This window comes from Paraburkholderia sp. UYCP14C, assembly GCF_004197395.1.
Classification (GTDB): domain Bacteria; phylum Pseudomonadota; class Gammaproteobacteria; order Burkholderiales; family Burkholderiaceae; genus Paraburkholderia.
In genome coordinates this window covers 65,565-91,323 of record NZ_SELS01000002.1, presented here as the reverse complement: position 1 = coordinate 91,323, position 25,759 = coordinate 65,565, and the positions used below count along the sequence as shown (strand labels likewise).

The window sequence follows — 25,759 nt, the reverse complement described above, 5'->3', positions numbered from 1 at the left end:
GACCTGGGTTCAGCTCGCTTCTTCCAGAACCACGACACTGCGCGCCGCCACGCGTGCTTGATCGCTTTCGATAGCGGCCTGTTGCGCGGCCTGCACGATGTCGTGCGGACTGTCGCGCGCGGTATCGACGATACGCCTCCAATGCCGCCCGTCGGGCGCGGGCAACTGGATCGTGCGCGTGCAATCGTCCATGTTGAACACCGCGTGCAGTGCGGGCTCGCCCGGCTCTTCGCCGCCCAGCGTGACGGCGAGAAGCCGTGCGCTTGCATCGTGCCAGCCGGGTTCGTTCAGGCGCTCGCCATGCCATGCCGCATCCGGCCGGGTCTGCCCGGCGGAGGGCCGGCCGGTCAGGAAATGTCGCCGGCGCAGACTCGCGTGGCGCTTGCGCAGCGCAATCAATTCGCGCACGAAGCGCGACATCGCGGAGCCGGCCTCGGTGGGTGTCCAGTCGAACCAGCTCAGCGCGTTGTCCTGGCAATAGGCGTTGTTGTTGCCGCGCTGGCTGCGCAATACCTCGTCGCCGGCGAGCATCATCGGCGTGCCAAGGCTCAGGAACAGAATCGCCATCGCATTGCGCGCCTGGCGATACCGCAGATCGAGAGTCCCGGCGTCGCCGGTCTCGCCCTCGGCCCCGCAGTTCCACGACAGGTTGTCGGAGTTGCCGTCGCGATTCTCGTCGCCGTTGGCCTCGTTGTGCTTCGAGCCGTAGCTCATGAGATCGATCAGCGTGAAGCCGTCATGGCAGGTCACGAAGTTGATGCTGTTGTTGGGCAGCCTGCCGTCGTCCGCATAGAGGTCCGAACTGCCCGCGATGCAGGTGGCGACCGTCCCGATGAGGCCGGGGTCACCGCGCACGAAACGGCGAATCACGTCCCGATAGCGGCCGTTCCACTCGGCCCACGCCATGCCGGGAAAGGCCCCGACCTGATACATGCCGGCGGCGTCCCACGCCTCCGCGATCAGCGGCACGCGCGACAGCACCCGCGACGACTCGATCGCCCAGGGCAGCGGTGGGTCGGCCATCAGCTCGCCGCGCTGGTCGCGCGCGAAGATGCTCGCGAGATCGAACCGGAAGCCATCGACACCCAGCTCTTCCACCCAGTATTCGAGGCAGCGAATGATGAACGTCGTCACCAGCGGATGGTTGCAATTGACCGTGTTGCCGCAGCCGGTGTAGTCCCGATAGCGGCGCCGGTCGGCCGGGTCGAGGTGGTAGAAGATATCGTTGACGAAGCCCTTGAAGTTGATCACGGGTCCGGTCTCGCCCGCTTCGGCCGTATGGTTGAACACGACGTCGAGCAGCACGGCGATGCCCGCGGCGTGCATGGCGTCGGTCAGCGCACGGAACTCCTGCGGTGCGCGCGCGGGATCGCGGCAGTAGCGAGGGTGCGGGCTGTAGTAGCTATGCGTGCTGTAACCCCAGTAGTTGGTCAGGCCCAGAGCCGTCGTCGCGGGCGGAACGTCCTGTGCGTCGAAGGCCATCACCGGCAGCAGCTCGACATGGGTCACGCCGAGTTGCGTCAGGTACGGAATCTTTTCGATCAGGCCGGCGAAGGTGCCGGGATGCTCAACGCCGCTCGACGCATCACGGGTAAAGCCGCCGACGTGCAGCTCGTAGATGATTGCGTCGTCGAGTCCGCGCGAAATGCGCGTTGAAGGCGAGGGCAGCGGTTCCGTGACGATCGCGCGGTAGGTTGCGTGCCCGGTGGAATGAGGTTGGCCGTTCGGGGGCCGCGTCCACAGCACGTCGCTGACTGCTCGGGCATACGGGTCGAGGAGCTCGATGTCGGGATCGAACGCGTAGCCGCCGGACTGCGTATCGCGCGGGCCGTCCACGCGCCATGTGTAGCAGGTGCCGAACGGCAGCGCCTCCACCATCACGTGCCAGTAGAAGAAGGTTCGGTTGCGATCGGCAGCGAGTGGGATGATCTGGAACGGCTCGGGGCTGTCCGCGGCCTCGTACAGCAATAGCTCGACGCGCGTCGCGTGGCGGCAGAAGATACAGAAATTGATGCCGTCGGGCACCGCGCTCGCGCCCGTCGGAAACCGCGAGCCGGAGCGAACCGCATAAGTACGCACCAATTCCGTTTCAGGGTCATTGATCAAGAGTGATCCTCATCGGGCGGATCTTCCAGATCTTGTCGCAGTACTCGCCGATCGCGCGATCGGAGGAGAACTTGCCCGAGCGCGCGGTGTTCAGGATCGACATGCGGCTCCAGCGCCGGGTGTCCTGCCAGGCGGCGCTGACCTCGTCCTGACGCGCCACGTAGGCGGCGTAATCGGCGAGCACGAGAAACGGGTCCGCGTGCACCAGATTGTCGACGAGCGGTCGGAACATCTCGCGGTCTGAGCGCGAGAAACGGCCGTCGGCGATCAGCTCCAGCACCTCGCGCAGTTCCCTGTTCTCCTTCACGTAGTCAGCGGGGCGATAACCCGCGCGCTTCACACGTTCGACCTCGTCGGCGCTCAGGCCGAACAGGAAGAAATTTTCGTCGCCGACCTCTTCGCGGATCTCGACGTTGGCGCCGTCGAGCGTGCCGATCGTCAGCGCGCCGTTCATCATGAACTTCATGTTGCCGGTGCCCGACGCTTCCTTGCCGGCCGTCGAAATCTGCTCGGACAGGTCGGCGGCAGGGTAGATGAAGTGGGCATTCTTCACATTGAAGTCCGGATAGAACACGACCTTCAGCCGCCCGTTCACCACCGGGTCGTTGTTCACGACTTCGGCGATGCCGTTGATCAAACGGATGATCAGCTTGGCCATCGCATAGCCGGGCGCCGCCTTGCCGCCGAATACGAAGCAGCGCGGTGTCAGCGCAAGGTGCGGGTCACGCAGCAGGCGCCGGTACAGCGTGACGATCAGGAGCGCGTTCAGATGTTGCCGCTTGTATTCGTGGATGCGCTTGACCTGCACGTCGAACAGCGCGGCAATGTCGACGCCGATGCCGGTGACGGCGCGAATGTGCCCGGCAAGCACGGCCTTGTTCGACTGCTTCACGCTACGCCAGCGCTGCTGGAACGCGGCATCGTCGGCGTAGGCTTCGAGCTTGCGCAGTCGCGCGAGATCCGTGACCCAGCCGGCGCCGACGGTCTCGTCGAGCAGCCGCGCGAGCCCCGGATTGCACAGCAGCATGAAGCGGCGCGGCGTGACGCCGTTCGTGACGTTGTGAAAGCGCTCGGGCCACATGTCGGCGAAATCCCGCAGCATGGTCTGCTTGAGCAGCCCCGAATGCAGTTCGGCCACGCCGTTGATCGCGTGGCTGCCGACCGTCGCCAGATGCGCCATGCGCACGAGCTTGTCACCGCGCTCGTCGATCAGCGACATGCGTGCGATGCGCGCGTCGTCGCCCGGATAACGCTGCCGGACCTCGTCGAGGAAACGGTGGTTGATCTCGTAGATGATTTCGAGCAGGCGCGGCAGCAGGTTGCGCATCAGCGGCAACCCCCAGGTTTCGAGCGCCTCGGGCAGCAGCGTGTGATTGGTGTACGCGAGCGAGCGCCGCGTGATGTCCCAGGCCTCGTCCCACGGCACCCGCCTGTCGTCCACCAGCAGACGCATCAGCTCGGCGACCGCGATCGACGGGTGGGTGTCGTTCAACTGCACGTTGAACAACTGCGGGAAGTGTCCGATCGGTTCGCCCTTGATTTCGAGCAGGCACAGCATGTCCTGCAGCGAGCACGACACGAAGAAGTATTGCTGCGCGAGGCGCAGGCGCTTGCCGATCTCGGGCTCGTCGTTGGGGTACAGCACCTTCGACAGCGTCTCGGAGATGACCTTTTCGTTGACGGCCTCGTAATAGTCGCCGGCGTTGAAGTCTTGCAGGTCGAACGACTCGACCGCTTCGCTCTTCCACAGCCGCAAGGTGTTGCACGTGTGGACGTGATAGCCGGGCATCGGCGTGTCGCAAGCGACGCCCTTGACCTGCCGTGTAGGCGTCCAGCGCACGCACAGGTGCCCGCGTGCATCGGTTTCATAGTGGGTGCTGCCGCCGAAGCCCACGTAGTAGGCCACCTCTGCGCGCACGATCTCCCAGGGGTTGCCCTTTTGCAGCCATAAATCAGTGGTTTCGACTTGCCAGCCGTCGCGAATCTGCTGGTCGAAGATACCGAACTCGTAGCGGATGCCATAGCCGATAGCCGGGATTTCCAGCGTCGCGAGCGAATCCAGATAGCAGGCCGCGAGCCGTCCAAGCCCGCCATTGCCGAGCCCCGGCTCCTCCTCGATCTCGAGCAGCGTGTCGAGGTCGACGCCGAGCGGGCCCAGCGCTTCGCGCACGCTGGTCTCGATGTCGAGATTGACGAGGTTGTTGCCGAGTTGCGGGCCGATCAGGAACTCGGCGGACAGGTAGCAGGCGACCCGCACATCGCCTTCGGCGTAGGTCTGTACCGATGCCGCCCAGCGGGCCAGCAGTCGGTCGCGCACGCTGTACGCGAGCGCCATGTACCAGTCATGCGGCGAAGCGATCGCCGGATAGCGGCCCCGCAGGCACAGCAGATTGTCGAGTACACCGCGCCGGAGCTCAGTCGCGCTCAGGCCGGTGCGCGCCGCATCCGTGTTTTGCGGCGAGGTCGTGGTGGGAGATTCGGCCATGGTGCGTGCCCCGGTGCATGCTGCGGGTGACGATCAGAACGGCCAGACCCAGTCGGCGACCTCGGCGCGATCCGTGCCGTGCGTATGCGCATAGTTCAGATTGCTGACGATCGCGTTCCTCATGTCCTCCCTGAGATGCGCGGATCTGCCTTGCAGGCGCGGCACGCGGTCGAGCACGTCGATCACCAGATTGAAGCGGTCCACCTGATTGAGAATCGCTAGTTCGAGCGGCGTGTTGATGTTGCCTTTCTCCTTGTAGCCCCGCACGTGCAGATTCTCGTGATTACGAAAGCGATAAGCGAGCTTGTGGATCAGCCATGGGTAGCCGTGGAAATTGAAGATCACCGGCTTGCTGGTCGTGAACAGGCTGTCGAATTCGCGCTCGGTCGAGCCGTGCGGGTGCTCGCTCGCCGGCTGCATCCTGAACAGGTCGACCACGTTGACGAAACGCAGCTTGAGCTCGGGCAGGCGTTCGCGCAGGATCGCCGTCGCCGCCAGCGCTTCCTGGGTGGCGACGTCGCCGCACGAGGCCATCACCACGTCCGGTTCGACGTCCTCGTCGTTGCTCGCGCGCCGCCACACGCCGATGCCTTTGGCGCAGTGCACGACGGCTTCGTCGATGGTGGTGAACTGCAGGTGCTTCTGCTTGTCGGCCACGATCACGTTGATGCAGTCGGTGGTGCGCAGGCAGTGGTCGGCGACCACCAGCAGCGTGTTCGCGTCGGGCGGAAGGTAGACGCGCGTGACCGACGGACTCTTGTTGGTGACCAGATCGATGAAGCCGGGATCCTGATGGGAAAAGCCGTTGTGATCCTGCCGCCACACGGTCGACGACAGCAGAATGTTTTCCGCCGACACCCACGCGCGCCAGGGCACATGATTCCTGCTGATGTCGAGCCACTTCGCGTGCTGGTTGAACATCGAATCGACCACGTGCGCGAACGCTTCATAAGTGTGGAAGAAGCCGTGGCGGCCGGTCAGCAGATAGCCTTCGAGCCATCCCATCAGCGTATGCTCGGACAGCATCTCCATCACGCGGCCGTCGCGCGACAGTTCGCCGCCGTCCTCGTCCTCGGGAAGCATGTCGGCCATCCACACCTTCTTGCTGACCTCGTAGATCGACTGCAGACGGTTCGACGCCGTTTCGTCCGGGCCGAACACGCGGAAGGTGTTCATGTTCGCGCGCATCGTGTCGCGCAGAAATTCGCCGAGTGGCCGCGTGTTCTCCTGCAGCACCTTGCCCGCGTGCTGCACATCCACCGCGTATGCGCGGATGTCGGGCAGCTTCAGTTCGCGGCGCAGGATGCCGCCGTTCGCATGCGGATTGGCGCTCATGCGCCGCGGTCCTTCGGGCGATAGCGCTTTCAGTTCGGGGATCAGCCGGCCTTCGGCATCGAAAAGTTCGTCGGGCCGGTAGCTGCGCATCCACGCTTCGAGCACTTCGAGATTCGCGGAGTTGTTGCGCACATCGGAGAAGGGCACCTGATGCGAGCGCCACGAGCCTTCGACCTTGTGCCCGTTGATCTGCTTCGGTCCGCTCCAGCCCTTGGGCGTGCGCAGCACGATCATCGGCCACAGCGGCCGCTCGAGATTGCCCTTGGTGCGTGCCTGCTGATGGATCGCGCGTATTTCGCCGAGCACGGTGTCGAGCGTGTGCGCCATCTTCTGATGCATTTCCGCGTGATCCGATCCTTCGACGAAATGCGGCGTGTAGCCATAGCCGACGAAGAGGGCTTCCAGCTCCCGGCTGCTGATGCGCGACAGGATGGTCGGGTTGGCGATCTTGTAGCCGTTCAGATTCAGGATCGGCAGCACGGTGCCGTCGCGGGCCGGGTTGATGAATTTGTTCGAATGCCACGCGGTGGCGAGCGGCCCGGTCTCCGCTTCTCCGTCGCCGACCACGCAGGCGACGATCAGGTCCGGGTTGTCGAGCACGGCGCCGTACGCATGCGACAGGCTATAGCCGAGCTCGCCGCCCTCATGGATGGACCCGGGCGTCTCCGGCGTCACGTGCGAGCCGATATGGCCGGGAAACGAGAACTGCTTGAAGAACTTCTGCATGCCCTCGGCATCCGCGCTCTTGTCCGGATAGATCTCCGAGTAGGTGCCTTCCAGATAGGTGGGGCCGAGCACGCCCGGTGCGCCGTGTCCGGGGCCGGCCATGAAGACGACGTCGAGGTCGTCGCGTTTGATTACGCGATTCAGATGCGCCCACACGAACGATAGCGCCGGGCTCGCGCCCCAGTGTCCGAGCAGGCGATACTTGACGTGTTCGACTTTCAGCGGCTCGCGCAGCAGCGGGTTGTCCAGCAGATAGATCATGCCGACCGAAAGGTAATTGCATGCGCGCCACCACGCATCGATCAGCTGAAGGTCGTCGCTGCCGAGTGCGGTCTGCTGCGAAGCGTCCGCGGCGGGATGTTTGCCCATACCGACGTCTCCTGTGCTTGCAGCGGCAACCCGAAGGTGGGGAACGCGTCGGGTGCGCTGCGAGAGGCGCTTCGATGCTCGATGGGGTCCGAGTCGCGCCTGTCGGCGGACCTCTACAACCGGGGATTGTTCGCCAGCCTTAAAGATTCATAACGCAGAATATGTTACTGCGCGGAGATTGCAAGGATGATCCGACACCGTATCGCGCGGCTGGCGAAACCGCGTTGCGCATTCAGGCCGCGATCCGATGTTCGTAGAACGGCCGGTCCCGATCGTCGAGAATCGCGTACATCGCCGCCAGATCTCGCGGATCGGGATTCAGCCACGCGTCGATATGCTCGGGTTTGATCGGAATGATGCAGCGATCATGCCCGGCGGCGGCAACCTCGGGTGGCGGCTCGTCGGTGATGGCCGCGAAAGACAATAAATCGGGCTCGCCCTTGCCGCTCCAGCGGGACCATAAGCATGCGATCAGCATGTCGTGAGGCGGATTGGGCCTGAACTCGAGCCGCACGTTTTCATCTTTTTCGCCGGGCGCCAGTGCACGGCCTTCCAGCTTTGCGCGCGACACGTTCTCATAGAAGGAACTGGCCAGCACGAGCCCATGCGAATAGCCGAACAGCGCTTTCCAGAATCCTTCGAGACTGTCCCGGCGAGCGTTGTACGTGCCGGGATAGCGGGTGTCGTACGAGGCGGGCTTGCCGGCGAGACGGCACTGATAGCGCATCGGCTTGACGACGCGCTGGCCGTTTTCCATCACCATCACCGGGGCGTAATAGCCTGGGAAGATGCGCGAGTCGGCTGGTTGGGGATCGGCTCGCCCGAGGTCGTCGAGCCGCTCGAGCGTGCGGTCGATCTTGTCTTTGGCGATCCGTTTGCTCTCGGTCGCCGCTTTGGTGACCTTGGTCTGCAGAGCGCGCTCGGCATCGGCGAAGCGGGTGCGTTGCTTGAACAGTTCCTGTTCGAGCTTCACGGTCTGCTGCGATCTGAAGCGCTCGATCAGCGCCCAGACTTCCCGTTCCGCATCGGACTGCGGTTCCGAGAAAGCGTCTTCCATCGCTTTGGGAATTTTGGCCTGATTGTCTTCCGCGCGTTCGAAGAAAAGACGCGCGAATTCCTCGATGCTCATCTGCGCGCCGAACATGCGGACGTAGCGCCGGTAGTCCGCCAGAATCTGAGCCGAATAGCACATGGATGCCTCCGTTTGCCGTTCCGATGATACGCATTTGCGCGCGCGCGTCAGCAGAAGTTTCTGCTCGTCGTTTGCAGCTCGCCCAGCAGATGGGACATGTCGACGAGCCGCTGCGCGACGAGATGCCGTACTTCGCCCTGACACTGCCATGTGCCGTAGACGGCGAGCAGCGCGGCGCCCAATGCTTCCTTGCGCTGCTTTTCGAGCAGACTCGGCCAGATGATCACATTGACGTTGCCGGTCTCGTCTTCGAGCGTGACGAACACGACGCCCTTGGCCGTGCCGGGACGCTGACGCACCGTCACCAGTCCGCAGGCGCGCGCGAGGCGGCCATCGCGATAGGTCCGCAGCGTCGAGGCCGGCATCAGCCGGTTCGCGAGCAACTGCGGCCGCAGCAGTTCCAGCGGATGACGGTTGAGCGTCAGGCCGAGCGAGCGGTAGTCGGCGACGATGTCGTTCGCTTCGCTCGGCGCGCCGAGTTCGGGCGTGTCGTCCTGAGTCGCCGCGGCCGCGAGCATATCCTTGTCCGGCACCGCGGCGACCGACTGCCACAGCGCTTCGCGGCGGTTTCCCGCGAGCGCTGCCAACGCATTCGCATCCGCGAGCGCATGCAGGTCTTTGCGGTCGAGCTGCGCGCGGCGCGCCAGATCGTTGACGTTCGCGAACGGACGAACCGCGCGCGCGTTCTCGATCCGTTCGGCGGCGCCGTCCTTCATGCCGCGCAGCAGCGAAAGACCGAGCCGCACGGCGGGGCGCGTCGCCCCCGCACGGGGTTCGAGCGAGGAGTCCCAACCGCTCACCGTCACATCGACCGGCAACGCCGTGACGCCGTGCCGCTGCGCATCCTGAACCAGTTGCGACGGCGAATAGAAGCCCATCGGCTGGCTGTTCAGCATCGCGGCGAGAAAGGCCTCGGGTTCGTGACACTTGAGCCAGCTGCTCGCATAGACGAGCAGCGCGAAACTGGCCGCGTGACTTTCGGGGAAGCCGTATTCGCCGAAGCCCTTGATCTGCTCGAAGATCGCCTCGGCGAAGGCCAGCTCGTAGCCGCGCTCCTGCATGCCGAGCACGATGCGGTCGTAGTATTTTTCGAGTCCGCCCTTGCGTTTCCACGCGGCCATCGCGCGCCGCAGCTGGTCGGCTTCGCCGGCCGTGAAGCCGGCCGCGAGAATCGCCACCTGCATCACCTGCTCCTGGAAGATCGGCACGCCGAGCGTGCGGCCCAGCGCGGTCTTCAACGCGTCGCTCGGATAGGTCACGGGCTCGAAGCCCTGGCGGCGCTGCAGATACGGATGCACGGCGCCGCCCTGGATCGGACCCGGCCGCACGATCGCGACTTCGATCACGAGGTCATAGAAGGTCTGTGGCCGCATGCGCGGCAGCATGCTCATCTGCGCGCGCGATTCGATCTGGAACACGCCGACCGTATCGGCGGCTGAAATCATCGCGTAGGTCGCCGGATCTTCAGACGGAATGTCCTGCATCTCGAAGCGTTCGCCGCGCTGCTCCGAAACCAGGTCGAGCGTGCGCCGGATCGCGGACAGCATGCCGAGCGCGAGCACGTCGACCTTCAGCAAGCCCAACGATTCGAGATCGTCCTTGTCCCACTCGATCACCGAGCGGTCGGCCATCGCCGCGTTTTCCACCGGCACGAGCCGCGTAAGCTTGCCGCGGCTGATCACGAAGCCACCGGAATGCTGCGACAGGTGGCGCGGAAAATTCAACAGCTGCGCGGCGAGCTTCGCCCACGCCTGGATCAGCGGCTTGTCCGGGTCGAGGCCGGATTCCGCGAAGCGCGCGAGCAGATCCCGGCGGCCATCGAACCATTGATGCGACTTCGCGACCGCATCGACGATCTGCGGATCGACGCCGAGCGCCTTGCCCGTTTCCCGCAGCGCCCCGCGCGGACGATAGGTCGACACCGCCGCCGCGATCGCGGCGCGGTCGCGGCCGTACTTGCGGTAGATGTACTGGATCACTTCTTCGCGCCGCTGATGCTCGAAGTCGACGTCGATATCCGGCGGCTCGCCGCGCTCCTTGCTGATGAAGCGCTCGAACAGCATGTTGCCGCGCGCGGGGTCCACTTCGGTCACGCCGAGGCAGTAGCAGACCGCCGAGTTCGCGGCCGACCCGCGCCCCTGACACAGAATGTGCTGGCTGCGCGCGAAGCGGACGATGTCGTAGACGGTCAGGAAATACGGCTCGTACTGCAGGTCCGCGATCAGTTCGAGTTCGTGCTCGATCTGCTGCTGCACATGATGCGGAATTCCCGACGGAAAACGCCGCTGCGCGCCGGTATAGGTCTCCTGGCGAAGATACGAGGCCGGCGTATGGCCGGCCGGCACCAGCTCGTCGGGATACTCGTAGCGCAGCTCGTCGAGCGAAAACGTGCAGCGGCTCGTGATGTCGAGCGTCGCGGCCAGCGCGTCTGCCGGGTACAGGTTGGCGAGCCGCAAGCGCGAGCGCAGATGCTGCTCGGCGTTCGGCGCGAGATCGTAGCCGCATTCATGCACCGGTCTGCCGACCCGGATCGCGGTCATCGTGTCCTGCAGCGGCTTGCGCGAGCGCACGTGCATCACGACTTCGCCGAGCGCGACGACGGGCACGTCGCGGCTCTTCGCGACGAATTCGACCGCGCCGCGATGCATGTCGTCCATCGCACGCTGATGCAGCACGAGGCCGACCCATGCGCGGCCGGTGAAGGTGTCGTCGAGCCATTCGACCTGCGCGTCGAGCGCGTCTTCGCCGGCCGGGAAATCCGGCACCAGAATCGCGAGGCAGTCGGGCATGCCGAGCAGGTGGCGATATGCCTTCTCGGGCCGCGACAGATCCTGCGGCGTGAGCCGGTATTCGCCCTTGGGCGCGCGCATGCGCGCCAGCGTGATCAGCTCGGACAGATTGCCGTAGCCGTTGCGGTTGCGGGCGAGCAGGATCAGGCCGAAGGCCGGCGAGCCATCGGCATTGACGAGCCGGAAATACGCACCGACGATGAACGGCAGCTTCGCTTCCTTCGCCGCGACATGAGCGCGCACCACACCCGCCAATGAGCACTCGTCGGTGATCGCGAGCGCGGAGTAGCCGAGTTGCGCGGCACGCCCGGCCAGTTCCTCAGCGTGCGACGCGCCCCGCAGAAACGTGAAGTTGGAAAAGCAGAACAGCTCGGCATACGCCGGCAGCATCGTGAAAGTGGTGTCCATGGCCGTTCATCCGCGCATATCAGCCGCGCCTGTCAGCCGAACAGGCCATGCAGGAACCAGCGTTGCTCTTCTTCCGCGTCGCGGCTGCTCACGCGTTCGCGGTAGATCCAGTAGCAGCTCTGGTCGTCCGCCTGCGCGACGAAGTAGTCGCGCGTGACGAGTTCGCCGTCGAACCAGCCGCTCTCGATGCGCTCGCCCGGCGACACCATGCGCAACGGCGAGCCATAGAACGGGCGATGCTGACGCATCAGGAGACGCACGGGCGTGTCGAGCATCCACGTGGGGCGGGGCAGATTCTGCGGCAGCGCTGTGGGCTTGAACGGCTGCGACACCGGCAGCCAGCGGTTCGCGATCTCCGGGCGATGATCGGCGCTCGGCGCGGGTTTCAGCACGTTCTGTTCGCCGAGCCGCGCGACCAGCAGTTCGAGCAGCCGCTCGTGATCCTCCTTCGAGCCGCCCGGTTCGGGAAAGAGCGTCGCGGACGCGGGCGCGGCCGACTCGACGTTCGATGCGTCGAGCCGCAATGCGATCACGGGCGCGGCGAGCTCGATACGGTGCAGCCGCTCCTTGAGCAGCCGCATCAGATGTTCTTCGCGCCAGGTCGGCTCGCCGAGCGCGATGTCGATCGGGGTCGGCTCGATCGCGTCGCGGCCGCGTTCGTGTTCGAGCGACAGGCGAATGCCGCTGACCGCCAGCTGTTTCGCGCACAGCCATCCGCACAGTTGCACGACGAGCCGCTGCGCGCCGAACACCGCGCCATCGGCGTGTTCGAGCCGGTCCGGCATCTCGATGCGCGCCGCGAACGTGGGCGGCAGTTCGAGCCAGTCGAACAGTTCGGGCGCGCTGCCGAACGCGCGGTCGAGCGAGTCGAGCAGATGTTCGCCGCAGCGGCGCTGCAAGCCGGCGCGGGGCAGCCGGCGCAGATCGGCGATGCGCTCGCAGCCGAGGCCCGTGAACCAGTCGGCGAACGGGCGGACTTCGGGCACGGCGAGCATCGGCAGCGCGCACAGGCGCTGCTCGAGCGACGCGAGCTTCAGCACGCGCCGGTTGCCGAACTTCGCGAGCAGCCACGCGCCCTGGCCGGTCGGCGCGGCACTGATGCGCGCGGTGAAGCCGAGCGCGGCGAGGATGGCCTTCGCATCGCGGCTCAGCGCGAGCAGGCCGCCGAAGAGCCGCAGACTCGCGCCGATCTCGACGACGACCGTCGCTTCGTCGAGCAGCGCGACTTCGGGCGAGAAGCGCATCAGCGCGATCCCCACGTCGCGATGGGCCGCCGCCTCGCGGCCGCTGTCGCGCTCGACCATTTCGGTCTCCGGCGACAGCGTCAGCACGCCGCCGCGCTTCATGCCCGGCCGCACGCCTGCCGAGCGCGCGGCGGGGTCGGCCATGACCACCTTGTCTTTCTCCAGCACCGCGCAGCCATGCGCGGGCTCAGGCGACCACTTCGGTCTGAAGACCTCGAGCGGCAACTTTGGCAGATGAACGGCGAGAAAGACGCGCATGTCGGGAAAGCAGAATGGGGGTGGGTTGCAGGGGAATCGACAGGGGCTCTGCGCGAGCGGGCCCTCGTCGTTTCACGATGTCGATGGTGAGACCTTCGGCCGATGGCCTGAGCGCGAGCCGCAGCAGCGCGGGCGACGCGTCCTGCGCGGTGGCGAGCGGCCGCACCATGATGAACAGCGTCTCGGACGACTGCGCGGCCAGATGCAAACGGCGCAGCGACGACGCCTGCGCGTACTGCGCCCAGAAGATCAACGCGCCGCAACTGCCGGCGCGCAGGATCTGCTCGGCGGACCACAGCGCGTCGGCGGTTTTCGGCGCATTGATGCGCAGCACCTGCTGCAGCGACAGGCCGATGTAGCTGAGCCCGAGGCCGTCCGGCGTGTGCGGCGGCTGCACGAAGGCGACCGGCCGCTCGCCGACGGCGCTGAGCGCCGGCTGCAACAGCCGCAGTTCGCCGACGCCGGCCTGCTGCACCAGCAGATCGACCAGCGCGCCGAGCGGCCAGCCGCCGCCGGGCAACTCCGCCGACAGCGCCGGATAGCCGGTATCGACGCTGCGGCCGCGGCCGTGCGCCAACTGGGACGCCCGCCACAGGGACGGGTGAATGGCTTCCGGTGCTGGCAGGGCGGCTGCGGCTGTCATTTGCGAAAATACCTGTATGGATATACAGTATCCTACATCGTTTTCAAGATATCGCGAATAGGCACTTTTTTCGGGAGCGGATGAATGGATATGCGAGTGCGCAAGCCGGCCGGGCATCCGATGCCCGAGATCGCGGCGTTCGTGGCCGAACTGAAAGCGGTGTTCGGCGAAGCGGGCATCGATGAAGCGATTCGCCGCGGCAAGGCGGGCGAGCCGACGTTTCATGCGCGCGAAAACGGGCGCTCGGCGGGTACGGCGACGCCGGTTGCGGAGAACGTCTGGCGCGTGGATCGCGCGGTGCGCGACCGCCATTACTGCGAGGGATGCGACGGCTCGTGCGTTGGCAGCACGAAGTCGTGCCGTCCATAATTGCGGCATCCCTCAACCCCGGAGAACCCCATGCTGCGCACGTACCTCGGAAGTTGCCACTGCCAATCCGTGAAGTTCGAGGCTCGCATCGATTTCGACGCGGGCACGTCGAAATGCAATTGCAGTTACTGCAGCAAGCTGCGGTTCTGGCACGTGCAGGTTCGCCGGGAGGACTTTCGTCTGCTTTCCGATGAAGCCGCGCTGAGCGAATATCAGGGGAACAATGCGGTCGCGCATCATCCGTTCTGCAAACGCTGCGGGGTCCACGTATTCGATCGCATCGATATGCCGAACGGCACCGGGTATCCGTATATCAACGTGAACATCATGTGCGTCGATGAACTCGATCTCGACATGGCGCTGAATGCGCCGGTGACCTATCGGGATGGGCTGCGCAACGACTGGGGCAATCCGCCTGCGGAAACGAGGCATCTTTGATTGCGTGGGTCAGGGCGCTCTTCGCGGATGGTGAGGAATGTCGGGCTGGTGGGCGTCCAGATGATGGCGTTCGGACACGAACTGAACGAACTCGGGCTTGAACCGCGCAGGCTCGTCGAGCGTGCCGGCATAGAGAGTCACGATGTCCGGCGCATGATGCGGCGTAGCGAAGAGCAGGCTGCCGCAATGAGCGCAGAAGTTGCGGGTGGTCGGCATTCCACTGCCGCCGATCAACGTATAAGGCCGGATCTCGCCTTTGAAGGAAAACCCTGCGGCGCTCACGACGACGACCGGCAATCCCGCGGAACCGGAAGCGCGTTGACAGTCGCGGCAATGGCAGATCAGTTGCGCGAGTGCATCGCCGCCAGCTTCGTATTGCACCGCGCCGCACAGGCAGCGGCCCGTCCAGGGAGTCGACACCGATCTTCTCCGGTTCAAATGATCCCGCTGTTTGTTGGTGACGCGAGGAATAGGTGCGGCGGACCGTAGCTTAGCAGAGCACGAACGTCGTTCAGCGATCGCATCGAATCAGCGAGCGCAGCGTCGGCAGGTGGTCGAAGCCCCGGATCCGTTCGAGCGCGGCGGCCTCGATCTGCCGGACCCGCTCGGCGGACAGATGCAACTGCTCGCCGATCTCGCGCAGCGAATGCTCACAGGCAACGTCGATACCGTAGCGCAGGCGCAGAATCCAGGCCTCGCGACGCGGCAGGCTGCCGATCACCGACGCCACGGCGGCACGCAACTGCGCGGCGCTCGCGTGGTCCTCAGGTGTGGGCGTATCCAGGTCAGCGAACGTGTCGGTCAAGGTCTGGTCGCTTTCCGAGGTAACGGGAAGGTCCGCGCAGAGCGGCTCCTTCACGATGCTCATCAGCTCCCTGACTTTGTCGACCGACACACCCATCCGGGCAGCCAGTGCGGCGGGCGCGGCCGCGCTGCCGTCACGCTGCGCATGTTCGCGGGCGAGTCTCGACAGCTTGCCGAGCGCGTCGGCGGTGTGCGTCGGCACACGAATCATGCGCCCCTGGTCGGCAAGCGCGTGGGTGATCGCCTGGCGCACCCACCAGGTCGCATAGGTCGAGAACCGGAAGCCGCGTCGGACGTCGTAGCGATCGACGGCTTTCATCAAACCGATGTTGCCTTCCTGGATCAGGTCGAGCAGCGGCATGCCCCGCTCGGTATGGCGTTTGGCGACGGAAACGACGAGCCGCAGGTTGCTTCTGAAGAGCGTTTGTCTGGCTTCCTGGACGGCGCGTTCGATGCGGGCGAGCCGCGCGTCGAGCGCGAACGCCGTCGCGAGCGGCAGGCTCGATGAACCGGCAAGCCGCGCGAGCGCGCGGTACACGTCCGCGAGTGCCGGCGCGCGTCGCAGCAGTGCCGTGCGACGTTCCGGATACGCCGCGACGCAGGTTGCGACCCATGCGTCGGCGTCGCTGGAAGGCGCGACGAGCGCGGCAGGGTGTGTCGTTGCAGCCACCCCCGCTTCGGCCAGCAGCGCATCGAGTCGCTGCGCGAGGAGGCGCGCTTCGGCAACACGCTGGCGTAACGGTGCGCTCATCTGCTCGATCGACCGGGAATTCAATCGCAACGGGCGCATCATGCCGGCGCTTTGCCGCTTGAGCGACCAGTAGGCCCCCGTGGTGCGACCGGCGCTCCCCAGTGCGTCGCGCATCGCGATGGCGAGCGGGCTGGCGGGTTCGAGCCGCGCGATCACCGCTTCGTTGATGACCTGACTGTCGTGAGTCGCTTCGTGCGGCGCTTCTTCGTCGGCGGGTCGTTCGGCCGCCTCGTCATCCGACACGGACGGTCGATCCGCGAGCGGCGCGCTCACGGTCCCGCTCGCGTAGTAGGTGGCCGGCGTCGTACCCGCACGGATCTCGAGCTGGATCGACACGAGCGCGTCGAGCGCATCCGGATCGCCCGATAACGCTTCGATGCACGCGATCCGTCCGCGCTCGAGACGCAGCGCGAGCGCGATTTCCTCTTCGCGCTCGAGCAGCGGCGTCGTTCCCATTTCGCGCAGATACAGTTTCACCGGATCGCTCGTGTGGCCCACGAGCAGATCGAGCGGCGCGCCCGGCACGGCGTCGGCGTTGACGAAATGCCGCTCGGGCGGCCATGCCGGCTGGGTGGCGGCAGCCTCACGCACGGCGATGCCCAACTCGCGCAGCGTCATCGTGGCCGCGGCGATTTGCGCGTCGTCGTCGGCATGCTGCGGGAGGGCGTCGACGATGTCGCCGCGCGTGAGGAAGCCGCGCGCGAGGCCGAGTTCGATCAGCCCCTGGAGAGGGGGCGACGTCGCTTCGCCTGCCGGCACGGTCGCCGTATCGTCGGGGGCGGCCTCGGCCGCCGTCGCGCGCGTGCCGACTCGCGCCGCACCCACCGACCAGCGCTCAAACTCGTGGCGCATAGACGTTGCACCAGCCGTCAGCGGCAACGGATTTGCCGGGGAACATCGGGCAGGGTCCGGAGGCCTCGCCCGCTGCGCCGGTGTAGAAGCGGCAGTTCGCGCAGGTCTGGCCCGCGTGGTACTTGGGGAACTTCGCGGTGTCGACGCTGCTCGCTTTCGCACGATAGCCGAGCGAGCCGGCCGCGGCGTCGTTTTCATCGACAGGGGGCAGCGCGGCGAACGCGAGGTCGGCGCCGGCGAGCGCGGCACACAGGCCAGCGGCCTGAAGAATGAAGTGTCTGCGATTGTGAGAGACCATGATGATGCCCTGAGAAAAGAAATGGGTCGTCCATGCCGCATTCGATTGAAGCGGCGTGGCGTCGTAATGCAATCGGAAGCAACGTGTTAGTGGCGCGGCCCGGCGTTAAGCGGTGTTTTCGACGATTGCGCGGCCTGCGCGGTCAGCTTCGCGCTGCCGGTGTCGTAGCCATTCGTATAGAGCAGGAAGGCCATCAGATCGGCGTACTCCTCGTCGCTCATCTTGCCGGGATGATCCGCGGGCATGTTGGTCGACATGTACTGATAGATGCCGCCGATCGTCAGATGCGAGTTCGCCGCTGGCGCGAAGGCCGGGCCCATCAACGACGGCGCGGTGTTGCCTTCGAGCTTCTCGCCGTGGCATTTCGCGCACGAATCGGCATACAGATGTTCGCCGTGACTGACCTGGTCGTGATCGAACGACGGTGCCTCGGTCGTCGCCGCAACCTTGATGAAGCCGCCGGCAGCTGGCATGCCGCTCACGCGCCATACGTCCGCACGCGGCGACGCCTGCGTCGGGCCGTCGAGGTAACGCGCGGGATTGCGCTCGAGGTTCGCGTGGGTGGTGAGCGGAGTGGGCGTGCTCGCCGAGCCGCTTGCGATGGTGGCTGGCAGCGTCCAGTTGCGCGTCAGCGCCGCAAGCCGGCCATCATTGCGCAGGCGCGTGAGCGCGTCGTCGATGCGCTTTTGCAGCGGCTGCTTGTCGGGTCCCGACGCGAACACCAGATTCCAGTCGGCATACGGCGATTCGGCGGCGGCGACGTCGAAGTGCCGCTGCGGGTGCGCATGCCGATACGCGACCACGGCCGGGTACCAGACGATCGCGCGCTGCGCGCGTCCCTTCGCGAGGGCGTCGACGGTCAGCGCGGAGGTGGTTTCCAGATCGAAGCGCGCGTTCTTCTGCTGGACCGCGATCAGTTGCGACGGGCTCGACCAGGTGGCGGCAATCGTGATCTTGCCGTCCGGCGCCGCGGCGCCGGTGTTGGCCGCATGCGCGCCGCGCAGCGTGACGCTGACATAACCGGAGTGCAGATAGCCCTGCGAAAACAGCAGGTGCGAATCGGAGCCGTCAGCGATGCTCGATCGCGGAAAGCCCGCGATCACATCGCAGTTGCGCTGCAGCGATTTCGAGAGCTCGTGTGCGGAGATGCCGTCGTCGCCGCCGTCATCGTCGATGCCGCGCGACGCGAACGTCGCGGCAATGCCCGCGGTGCTCAACACCGCGCGTGCAACGGACTTGTCCAGCTCGGCCGAAGGGCTGCCGGGCATCGTGCACACGCGCACGCTGGACGACGTCTGCGCGGCGGCGTGGGCGGCAACCTGTGCGGCGCCGGCGACCAGCGCGCTGGCGAGAGCAACCTGAGTGAGTCGAATGTTCATGATGGTGCGTTCCTGTGATGGCGGAACACCGCGCCCGCATGATCTGCGTGCAGGCGCGGAGAGATGCAGCTAAGAGAATCTGAGTTGCGCAAGGATGCGGATGCGGTGGCTGCGCTCAGCTGCGATCGAGCGCGAACACGTACAGCGTGCCGCCGCGCGGAACGTCCTTCGCGACGTCGGCCATCGGGCCGCCCCAGATCGGATTCGCACCGCCGTAGCCCGCGAGCACGGCCACGTACTCCTTGCCGTCGACCTCGAACACCGAAGGTTGCGCGATGATGCCGCTCGCGAGTTGCGGGCTCTCCCACAGCACCTTGCCCGTCGTCACGTCGAACGCGTACAGATGGCCGTCGAGCGAGCCGCTGAAGGCGAGGCCGCTGGCGGTCGTGGCGACGCCGCCGTTCCAGGGCATTTTGGTCCAGTGACCCCACAGCTTCTTGCCGGTATTGACGTCGATCGCCTGCAACTCGCCATAACCCTGGCTGCCCGGTTCAGGCTGGATCTCGAAGCCTTCGCCGAGGTAGGGCAGACCTTCCATGTAGCTGACCGACTTGCCGGACAGGCTCATGCACGCATGCAGCGACGGCACCACCGCGATGTGCCGCTCGGGATCGTAGGAGGTCGACCACCAGTTCTTGCCGCCGAGAAAGCTCGGGCAGGTGTTGATCGTCGTGCCGGCCTTGGGAAACCGGCTTGCATCCTGAATCGGCTTGCCGTCGGCGGTGTAGCCCGTCACCGACAGCGCCTTGACGAACGGCTCGGCGTAGATCAGCTTGCCGGTCTTGCGGTCGATCGCGTGGAAGAAGCCGTTGCGGTCGGCATGGATGATCGCGTCATACTTCTTGCCCTTGTAGCTGATGTTGGCGAGCACCGGCGTGTTGACGCCGTCGTAGTCCCACGTGTCGTTATTCGTGTACTGGTAGTGCCACTTCAGCTCGCCGTTTTTCGGGTTGAGCGCGAGCAGCGAATCGGAGTACAGGTTGTCGCCGGGACGCAGCGCCGCGAGCCACGGCCCCGGATTGCCGACGCCCCAATAGAGCGTCTGCGTGGCCGCGTCGTAGGTGCCGGTCAGCCATGCCGCGCCGCCGCCATGTTCCTGCATGCCGTCGGGCCATGTGTCGCTACCCTTTTCGCCGGCACTCGGGATCGTGTAGCGCTTCCAGATAATCGAGCCGTCGTCGGGATTGAGCGCGGCGATATAGCCGCGGATCCCATACTCGCCGCCCGACGTGCCGACCACGATCGCGCCGTCGAGCGCGAGCGGCGCCAGCGAGAACGCGTAGCCGAGACCCGGTTCGAACATCTGCTTCTTCCACACGACGTTGCCGCTCTGCGCATCGATTGCGGCGACCTCGCCGCTCAGCATCGCCACATAGACGTTCTTGCCATACAACGCGACGCCGCGATTCACGACGTCGCAGCATGCGGTCTTGAACGACTCGGCGCCGAGCTTCGGCTCGTATTTCCACAGTTGCGTGCCGGTTTTGACATCGAATGCGTAGACGTTGTCTTTCGGCGTACTGACGAAAAGATAGCTGCCGTTGACGATCGGGGTTGCTTCGAAGCCTTGCTTCAGATCCGCGGGGAACTGATAGCTCCACGCCTGCTTGAGTCCGGCGACATTCGATGCATCGATCTGCTTCAGCGGGGAATGCGACTGGCCGCTATAGCTCCGGTAGTAGGTGAGCCAGCCCGGGTCGCTCTGTGCTTGAGAGAGGCGCTCGTAGGTCACGGGGGGATAATCCGGGGCGGCGTCCACCGGAGCCACGTTCAGTGCCATCGCGCTCGCGATGCTCGCTCCAAGGATAGCCAACCGGCTTGCGGCGGGCGAACGGTTCTTCATGGTCGTCTCCTGAGTGTTTGTCGATGCAGTGCCGGGAGAGGCGTCGCCCCTTTGTTCTGTGTCGATCCGGTTGCGATGCCGTTACTGCAAGTCGCATGCCATTTTTGCGAGCGAGTGCGAAAGGGCGGCGCGCCTGAAATGTGGGGCTGTCCACATTGCCCGCGCGGCGCTCCATGTGTTGCATCCCGGTACAACCGCGGGCGGCGCAGTGTTGAGAAAGAGGACAGTCGGAGCGCGGGCGCGCATCGCCAACGTCGCTGAATCGGATGGCCCGGAGCTTGCTTAAGAAGACGGAGAAAAGTCTGGCAAGGTACCAGGCTTTCCAGGAGGGAGACAATGCGCGATGACGTTCACCCGGCCGTGGCTCAGACGGCCGCACGGTCCAATGACTTTCCCGCGCCGGCAATCCAGAAAGCGCACGAACGGTCCGAAACGTTTGGTCTAAGCGCGTCGGCACGGCCGGATTACGAGGTACTTTCGAACGCGGGACTCGTGCTCAAACGTGAGCAGAACCGGGTGTTGTGCGCGCACGCGATGCCGGTGATGGAGACGCTGCACGAACAGATCGCCAACACGCAAAGCATGATCGTGCTGACCAATGCCGAAGGGCTGATCCTGCATTCGATCGGCGACGACGACTTCCTCGCGCGCGCGGAGAAAGTCGCGCTGCGCCCGGGCGCGAACTGGGCCGAGGACCGCCAGGGCACCAATGCGATCGGTACGGCGTTGGCCGAGCGCTGCGCGATGGTCGTGCACGGCGACCAGCACTACCTCGCGGCAAACCGCTTCCTGACCTGCTCGAGCGTGCCGATTCTCGACCCGTATGGCGACGCGATCGGCGTGCTCGACGTGACGGGCGACTACCGCAGCTATCACCAGCACACGATGGCGCTCGCCAGGATGTCGGTGCAGATGATCGAGAATCATCTCTTTACGACCACCTTCCACAAAACGCTGCAAGTGTCCTTCCATAGTCGTCCTGAGTTTCTCGGCACGCTGATGGAAGGCATCGTGGCGTTCACGAGCGACGGACGCTTTCTGTCGGCCAACCGGAGTGCCCAGTTCCAGCTCGGCATGTCGCTCGCCGGGCTGCGCGCGCATACGCTGTCGTCGCTGTTCCAGACTACCAGCGCGCAGCTGATCGATCGCATGCGCGCGAGCCTCGACCCGCATCTGATGCTCAACCTGACGAGCGGCGCGGTGGTCTGCGCGCGCGTGCAGTTCAGGCGCGCCTCGCTGGCCGAAGGCAGCCGCCCGGTCGCGGTGCACGAGGGCGCGCGCGCGGCGGCGCGCGAGGAGCCGGCGCAGACCGCTGCCGGGCTCTCGCGTCTGAGCCATCTCGACACGGGCGACCCGCAGGTCGCCGCGGTCATTGCGAAGGTCAAAAGGGTGATCGGCAAGGACATTCCGATCCTGATCAACGGCGAGACCGGCACGGGCAAGGAACTGCTCGCGCAGGCGATCCACAACGATTCGCCGCGTTGCGCCGGGCCGTTCGTAGCGGTCAACTGTGCGTCGATTCCGGAGACGCTGATCGAATCCGAGCTGTTCGGCTACGAGGAGGGCGCCTTCACCGGGGCGCGGCGCAAGGGCGCAATCGGCAAGTTGCTGCAGGCGAACGGCGGCACGCTGTTTCTCGACGAGATCGGCGACATGCCGTACTCGCTGCAGGTGCGGCTGTTGCGCGTGTTGCAGGAACGCGTCGTCAACCCGCTCGGCTCGACGAGAAGCATTGCGGTGGACGTCGCGATCATCTGCGCGACGCACCGGGACCTGCGCGAGATGATCACGCAAAACCGCTTCCGCGAGGATCTCTACTACCGGCTCAACGGCCTCGTGGTGCGTCTGCCGCGGCTGCGCGACCGTACCGATCTCGCGGTCGTGATCGAGAAGATGCTGCTGCGCGAATCGATCGCCAGCGCGAGCGGGCAGCCGCTTCACGTTGCGCCCGATGTGATGGCGATGTTCGAGCGCTGTCCATGGCCGGGCAACTTCAGGCAGCTCGGCAACCTGCTGCGCACCGCGGCGGCCATGGTCGACGCGGACGGCGAGATCCGGCGCGAGCACTTGCCCGATGACTTCTTCGACGACCTGCGCTGCGGCGTTTCGCCGGGCGGCGCGGCGGATGCGCGAGGCGTGGGCAATGCGGTCGCGCCGGAGTGCGCGCGCCTGCAGGACGTGACCGTGTCGGTGATCGCTGCGGCGCTCGCGCGACATGGCGGCAACGTTTCGGCGGCCGCGCGCGAGCTCGGCGTGTCGCGCAACACGATCTACCGCAAGATGCCCGCGGTCGAGCCGGATCGAATGGTGGACGACTTCTGATCCGACCGCGCCGCTTGCAGCGGCACGCCTGTTTCGCCAGCGTGCTGTCACAACGGTGTTGCGATCGCTGTTGCGTCCCGCAGCAGCAGTGTTCCAGAACTCAACACTGTCCGTCTCCCGAACGCGTCGTGCGTCGACGCGTTCGTCCCGCTTATCTCAGCGAATTGACGATGTCCTTGCCAACACCCTCGCGAAGGCTCGTGTGCGAGCCGACCGCGCCTCGTGTGCCTCGCGTCCTGAGATCGGCATGTCCTTTGCTTTGAAGGGAACGGCCGCGCATCGAGTGCGGTTCTTCCATCCAGTCGCAAACAAGGAGACATGCCATGCAATGGATCACCCCGTCGTACACCGACCTGCGTTTCGGCTTTGAAGTCACGATGTATATCGCCAATCGCTGAGCGGACTGCGGCGTGCCGCCCGCAATGCCCGAGTGGCGGAGCGGGCGGCGCACGCAACCAACGACCATGAAGATCAAGATCCTGGGATCGGGCGCGGGCGGTGGGCTGCCGCAATGGAACAAAGGAACCCGCGCGTTCTATGCGCCGGGCCTCGCGCAAATGCGGGACGAAATTCACGCCGAGATGTGCGGGGCGGATCTCGTTCTCGTCGACGGAACATTCTGGACGGCCACGGAGATGATCGAGCTGGGCATCTCCACGAAACACGCCGACGACATGGGGCATCTCGCGCAATGCGGCGAGAGCGGCCGCCGCGGCATGATCGACTGGCTCGATACGTTGCCGCGCGTCACGCGCAAGGTGCACACGCATATCAACAACACCAATCCGATTCTCGACCTGAACTCCGCGGAGCATGCGCAACTGCGTGCACGCGGCATCGCCGTCGCGCACGACGGCATGATGTTTCTGCTATGACCATGAACGCACAGATCTCTTCGCCGGCCTCGCACGACACGGCCTCTACGCCGGCGCAATTCGAGGCGCGGCTGCGCGCGCTGGAGTCGCGCTATCACATCCATCATCCGTTCAACCAGCGCCTGAACAGCGGCAGATGCTCGCGCGAGCAGATCCGCGGATGGGTCGCGAACCGTTTCTACTATCAGGTCAACATTCCGCTCAAGGACGCCGCGATCCTCGCCAATTGTCCGGACCGGGCCACGCGCCGGCGCTGGCTTCAGCGGCTCGTCGATCACGACGGTCAGCGCGACGGCGAGGGCGGCATCGAGGCATGGGTGCGCCTCGGCGAGGCGGTGGGCCTGGATCCCGACGAGCTGTGGAGCCAGCAGCACGTGTTGCCGGGCGTGCGTTTCGCAGTCGATGCCTACGTGAACTTCGCGCGCCGCGCACCGTGGCAGGAGGCGGTGTGCTCGTCGCTGACCGAGATGTTCGCGCCGCAGATCCATCTCGACCGTCTGGCGGGTTGGCCGTCGCACTACCCGTGGATCGAGCAGGACGGGCTGCAGTATTTCCGCAGCCGCGTGCCGCTCGCGCAGCGCGACGTCGAGCACGGTCTCGAAGTCACGGTGAACCATTTCCGTACGCCCGAGGCGCAACAGCGCGCGCTCGAGATCCTGCGGTTCAAACTCGATATTCTCTGGTCGATCCTCGATGCGGTCGAAAAGGCCTGGCCCCTATGAATACGCATGACGCGGACAGCGGCGTGCCGCTGCGCCCCCGCCTGCGGAGCATCTTCCGTCTGCAGTGGGAAGTGGCGCAGGACGCCTACGTGCTGCTCTATCCGGAAGGGATGGTGAAGCTCAATACGAGCGCCGGCGCGATCCTCGCGCGTTGCGACGGACAGCACGAGCTCGACGAAATCATCGGCGAACTCGAGCGGCTTTTCAGCAGCTCCGAGCTTGCGCCCGACGTCTACCGTTTTCTCGATCACGCGCGGCTGCGCGGCTGGCTGGACTGATATGGCACACGACCATCCCCGTCCATCCGCGCCGCTGTGGCTGCTCGCCGAATTGACCTACCGGTGTCCGCTGCACTGCGCGTTCTGCTACAACCCGGTCGATTTCGCGCGGCACGGCGCGGAGCTCGACACCGAAAGCTGGATCGAGATCATCAGCGCGGCGCGCGAGCTAGGCGCGGCGCAGATCGGCTTTTCGGGCGGCGAGCCGTTGCAGCGCGACGATCTCGAAGCGCTTGTCGAGCATGCGCGCGCAATCGGCTTCTATACGAACCTGATCACCTCGGGTATCGGCCTGAGCGCGGCGCGCATCGAGCGGCTCAAACGCGCGGGACTCGACCATATCCAGCTTTCGTTGCAGGACTCGACGCGCGAACTCAACGACTTCGTGACGAGCACGCGCACGTTCGAGCTGAAGCGCGCGGTCGCCCGGCTGATCAAGTCGCACGACTATCCGATGGTGCTCAACTGCGTGCTGCATCGGTTCAACCTGCCGCATGTCGGGCAGATCATCGAGATGGCGCTCGATCTTGGCGCCGACTACCTCGAACTCGCCAACACGCAGTACTACGGCTGGGCCATGCTCAACCGCGAGCAGTTGATGCCGAGCGCGGAGCAGGTCGCCGAAGCGGAGGACACGGTGAAGCGCTATCGCAAGCTGATTGGCGAGCGCTGCCGGATCCTGTTCGTCGTCCCCGACTATTTCGAGCAGCGTCCGAAGGCGTGCATGAACGGCTGGGGCTCGGTGTTTCTCGGTGTCGCGCCGGATGGAACCGCGCTGCCGTGTCATGCGGCGCGTTCGCTGCCGGGGCTCGTGCTGCCCAACGTGCGTGACATGTCGCTCAGGCAGATCTGGTATGAAAGCGACGCGTTCAACGCGTTTCGTGGCGACGGCTGGATGCGCGAGCCGTGCCGCGACTGCGATGAACGACATGCCGATCACGGCGGTTGCCGCTGTCAGGCCTTCATGTTGACCGGCGACCCGGCCGCGGCCGATCCCGTCTGCGCCAAGTCGGCGCATCACGGACAGGTCGTGCGAACGGTGCAGTTGGCGCGCCATCCCAAAGCCATGGACGAGCGGCCGCTGATCTTTCGCAGCAAAGAGAATTCGCTGAAGCTTTGAGGAGAGGGGACTGGAAAGGTGTCGTCGAAGACTCGAAGGTCAGCTCTATAGAACGTTCACGGTACATCCGACGTGGTTCCAGCACCGACCATCTCGGCACCCGTTTCCGCCTGCCATTCACGGGTCGCGTAATCTAGACTGTACTAGTTACCT

At 65.4% G+C, this 25,759-nt stretch carries 19 protein-coding genes and 1 pseudogene; 8 read left to right on the top strand and 12 right to left on the bottom strand.

Translation table 11 applies throughout. The features are described 5' to 3' along the window. Window positions 1-9: 9 nt before the first annotated feature. From glgX to imuA, 7 genes are all read right to left on the bottom strand, one after another. Complete coding sequence (glgX, locus tag EVC45_RS02165) at window positions 10-2,106, bottom strand: glycogen debranching protein GlgX (protein ID WP_248295008.1); 2,097 nt, start codon at window positions 2,104-2,106, stop codon at window positions 10-12. Further along, a complete protein-coding gene (locus tag EVC45_RS02160) occupies window positions 2,096-4,591 on the bottom strand; it encodes a glycogen/starch/alpha-glucan phosphorylase (protein WP_129956395.1) in 2,496 nt (831 codons plus the stop codon). The genes glgX and EVC45_RS02160 overlap by 11 nt, the downstream gene beginning before the upstream one ends. A 33-nt stretch (window positions 4,592-4,624) precedes the next feature. After that, window positions 4,625-7,021 carry a phosphoketolase gene (locus tag EVC45_RS02155; protein ID WP_129956394.1) on the bottom strand — a complete coding sequence of 799 codons (2,397 nt, stop codon included), beginning with the start codon at window positions 7,019-7,021 and terminating at the stop codon, window positions 4,625-4,627. Between the two features lie 232 nt (window positions 7,022-7,253). Beyond that, a complete protein-coding gene (locus tag EVC45_RS02150) occupies window positions 7,254-8,213 on the bottom strand; it encodes an SOS response-associated peptidase family protein (protein ID WP_129956393.1) in 960 nt (319 codons plus the stop codon). Window positions 8,214-8,260: 47 nt separating this feature from the next. Continuing rightward, window positions 8,261-11,410, bottom strand: coding sequence for an error-prone DNA polymerase (locus tag EVC45_RS02145; protein ID WP_129956392.1), 3,150 nt, complete (start codon window positions 11,408-11,410; stop codon window positions 8,261-8,263). 32 nt (window positions 11,411-11,442) lie between these two features. Next, window positions 11,443-12,912, bottom strand: a complete 1,470-nt coding sequence (locus tag EVC45_RS02140; protein WP_211193358.1) for a DNA polymerase Y family protein — start codon at window positions 12,910-12,912, stop codon at window positions 11,443-11,445. After that, window positions 12,842-13,555: a translesion DNA synthesis-associated protein ImuA gene (gene imuA / locus EVC45_RS02135; RefSeq protein ID WP_129956391.1), complete on the bottom strand. Its 714-nt coding sequence runs from the start codon at window positions 13,553-13,555 to the stop codon at window positions 12,842-12,844. The genes EVC45_RS02140 and imuA overlap by 71 nt, the downstream gene beginning before the upstream one ends. Window positions 13,556-13,639: 84 nt before the next feature. Between imuA and EVC45_RS02130 the strand changes: the two genes are divergently transcribed. Further along, window positions 13,640-13,924, top strand: a complete 285-nt coding sequence (locus EVC45_RS02130; protein WP_129956390.1) for a hypothetical protein — start codon at window positions 13,640-13,642, stop codon at window positions 13,922-13,924. A gap of 30 nt (window positions 13,925-13,954) precedes the next feature. After that, a complete protein-coding gene (locus tag EVC45_RS02125; protein ID WP_129956389.1) occupies window positions 13,955-14,362 on the top strand; it encodes a GFA family protein in 408 nt (135 codons plus the stop codon). Window positions 14,363-14,371: 9 nt separating this feature from the next. On the opposite strand, the gene EVC45_RS02120 is transcribed toward EVC45_RS02125, so the two are convergent. The 5 genes from EVC45_RS02120 to EVC45_RS02105 all read right to left on the bottom strand — a co-directional run bounded on the left by EVC45_RS02120 (window position 14,372) and on the right by EVC45_RS02105 (window position 20,289). Next, a complete protein-coding gene (locus tag EVC45_RS02120) occupies window positions 14,372-14,782 on the bottom strand; it encodes a GFA family protein (RefSeq protein WP_129956388.1) in 411 nt (136 codons plus the stop codon). A 91-nt stretch (window positions 14,783-14,873) separates the two neighbouring features. Further along, on the bottom strand, window positions 14,874-16,769 hold the full coding sequence (locus tag EVC45_RS02115; RefSeq protein WP_248295007.1) for a sigma-70 family RNA polymerase sigma factor: 1,896 nt from the start codon (window positions 16,767-16,769) through the stop codon (window positions 14,874-14,876). After that, on the bottom strand, window positions 16,753-17,067 hold the full coding sequence (locus tag EVC45_RS46555) for a high-potential iron-sulfur protein (protein ID WP_248295006.1): 315 nt from the start codon (window positions 17,065-17,067) through the stop codon (window positions 16,753-16,755). Before EVC45_RS46555 ends, EVC45_RS02115 begins: the two co-directional genes overlap by 17 nt. 86 nt (window positions 17,068-17,153) lie before the next feature. Beyond that, on the bottom strand, window positions 17,154-18,446 hold the full coding sequence (locus EVC45_RS02110; protein WP_129956386.1) for a c-type cytochrome: 1,293 nt from the start codon (window positions 18,444-18,446) through the stop codon (window positions 17,154-17,156). Between the two features lie 115 nt (window positions 18,447-18,561). Beyond that, a complete protein-coding gene (locus EVC45_RS02105; protein ID WP_129956385.1) occupies window positions 18,562-20,289 on the bottom strand; it encodes a methanol/ethanol family PQQ-dependent dehydrogenase in 1,728 nt (575 codons plus the stop codon). Between the two features lie 336 nt (window positions 20,290-20,625). On the opposite strand from EVC45_RS02105, the gene EVC45_RS02100 reads away from it, so the two are divergent. From EVC45_RS02100 to pqqE, 6 genes and pseudogenes are all read left to right on the top strand, one after another. After that, entirely contained in the window at window positions 20,626-22,611 is a 1,986-nt protein-coding gene (locus EVC45_RS02100; RefSeq protein WP_129956384.1) for a sigma-54-dependent Fis family transcriptional regulator, read from the top strand. A gap of 323 nt (window positions 22,612-22,934) precedes the next feature. Continuing rightward, window positions 22,935-23,009: a pyrroloquinoline quinone precursor peptide PqqA gene (gene pqqA, locus EVC45_RS02095; RefSeq protein WP_084743473.1), complete on the top strand. Its 75-nt coding sequence runs from the start codon at window positions 22,935-22,937 to the stop codon at window positions 23,007-23,009. 123 nt (window positions 23,010-23,132) lie between these two features. Further along, window positions 23,133-23,486: pseudogene (locus EVC45_RS02090) on the top strand (MBL fold metallo-hydrolase); the annotation flags it as partial. 2 nt (window positions 23,487-23,488) lie between these two features. Next, window positions 23,489-24,208: a pyrroloquinoline-quinone synthase PqqC gene (gene pqqC / locus EVC45_RS02085; protein WP_129956383.1), complete on the top strand. Its 720-nt coding sequence runs from the start codon at window positions 23,489-23,491 to the stop codon at window positions 24,206-24,208. Further along, entirely contained in the window at window positions 24,205-24,486 is a 282-nt protein-coding gene (pqqD, locus tag EVC45_RS02080) for a pyrroloquinoline quinone biosynthesis peptide chaperone PqqD (RefSeq protein WP_129956382.1), read from the top strand. The genes pqqC and pqqD overlap by 4 nt, the downstream gene beginning before the upstream one ends. Before the next feature lies 1 nt (window position 24,487). Beyond that, complete coding sequence (gene pqqE / locus EVC45_RS02075; protein ID WP_129956381.1) at window positions 24,488-25,606, top strand: pyrroloquinoline quinone biosynthesis protein PqqE; 1,119 nt, start codon at window positions 24,488-24,490, stop codon at window positions 25,604-25,606. Window positions 25,607-25,759: the final 153 nt, after the last annotated feature.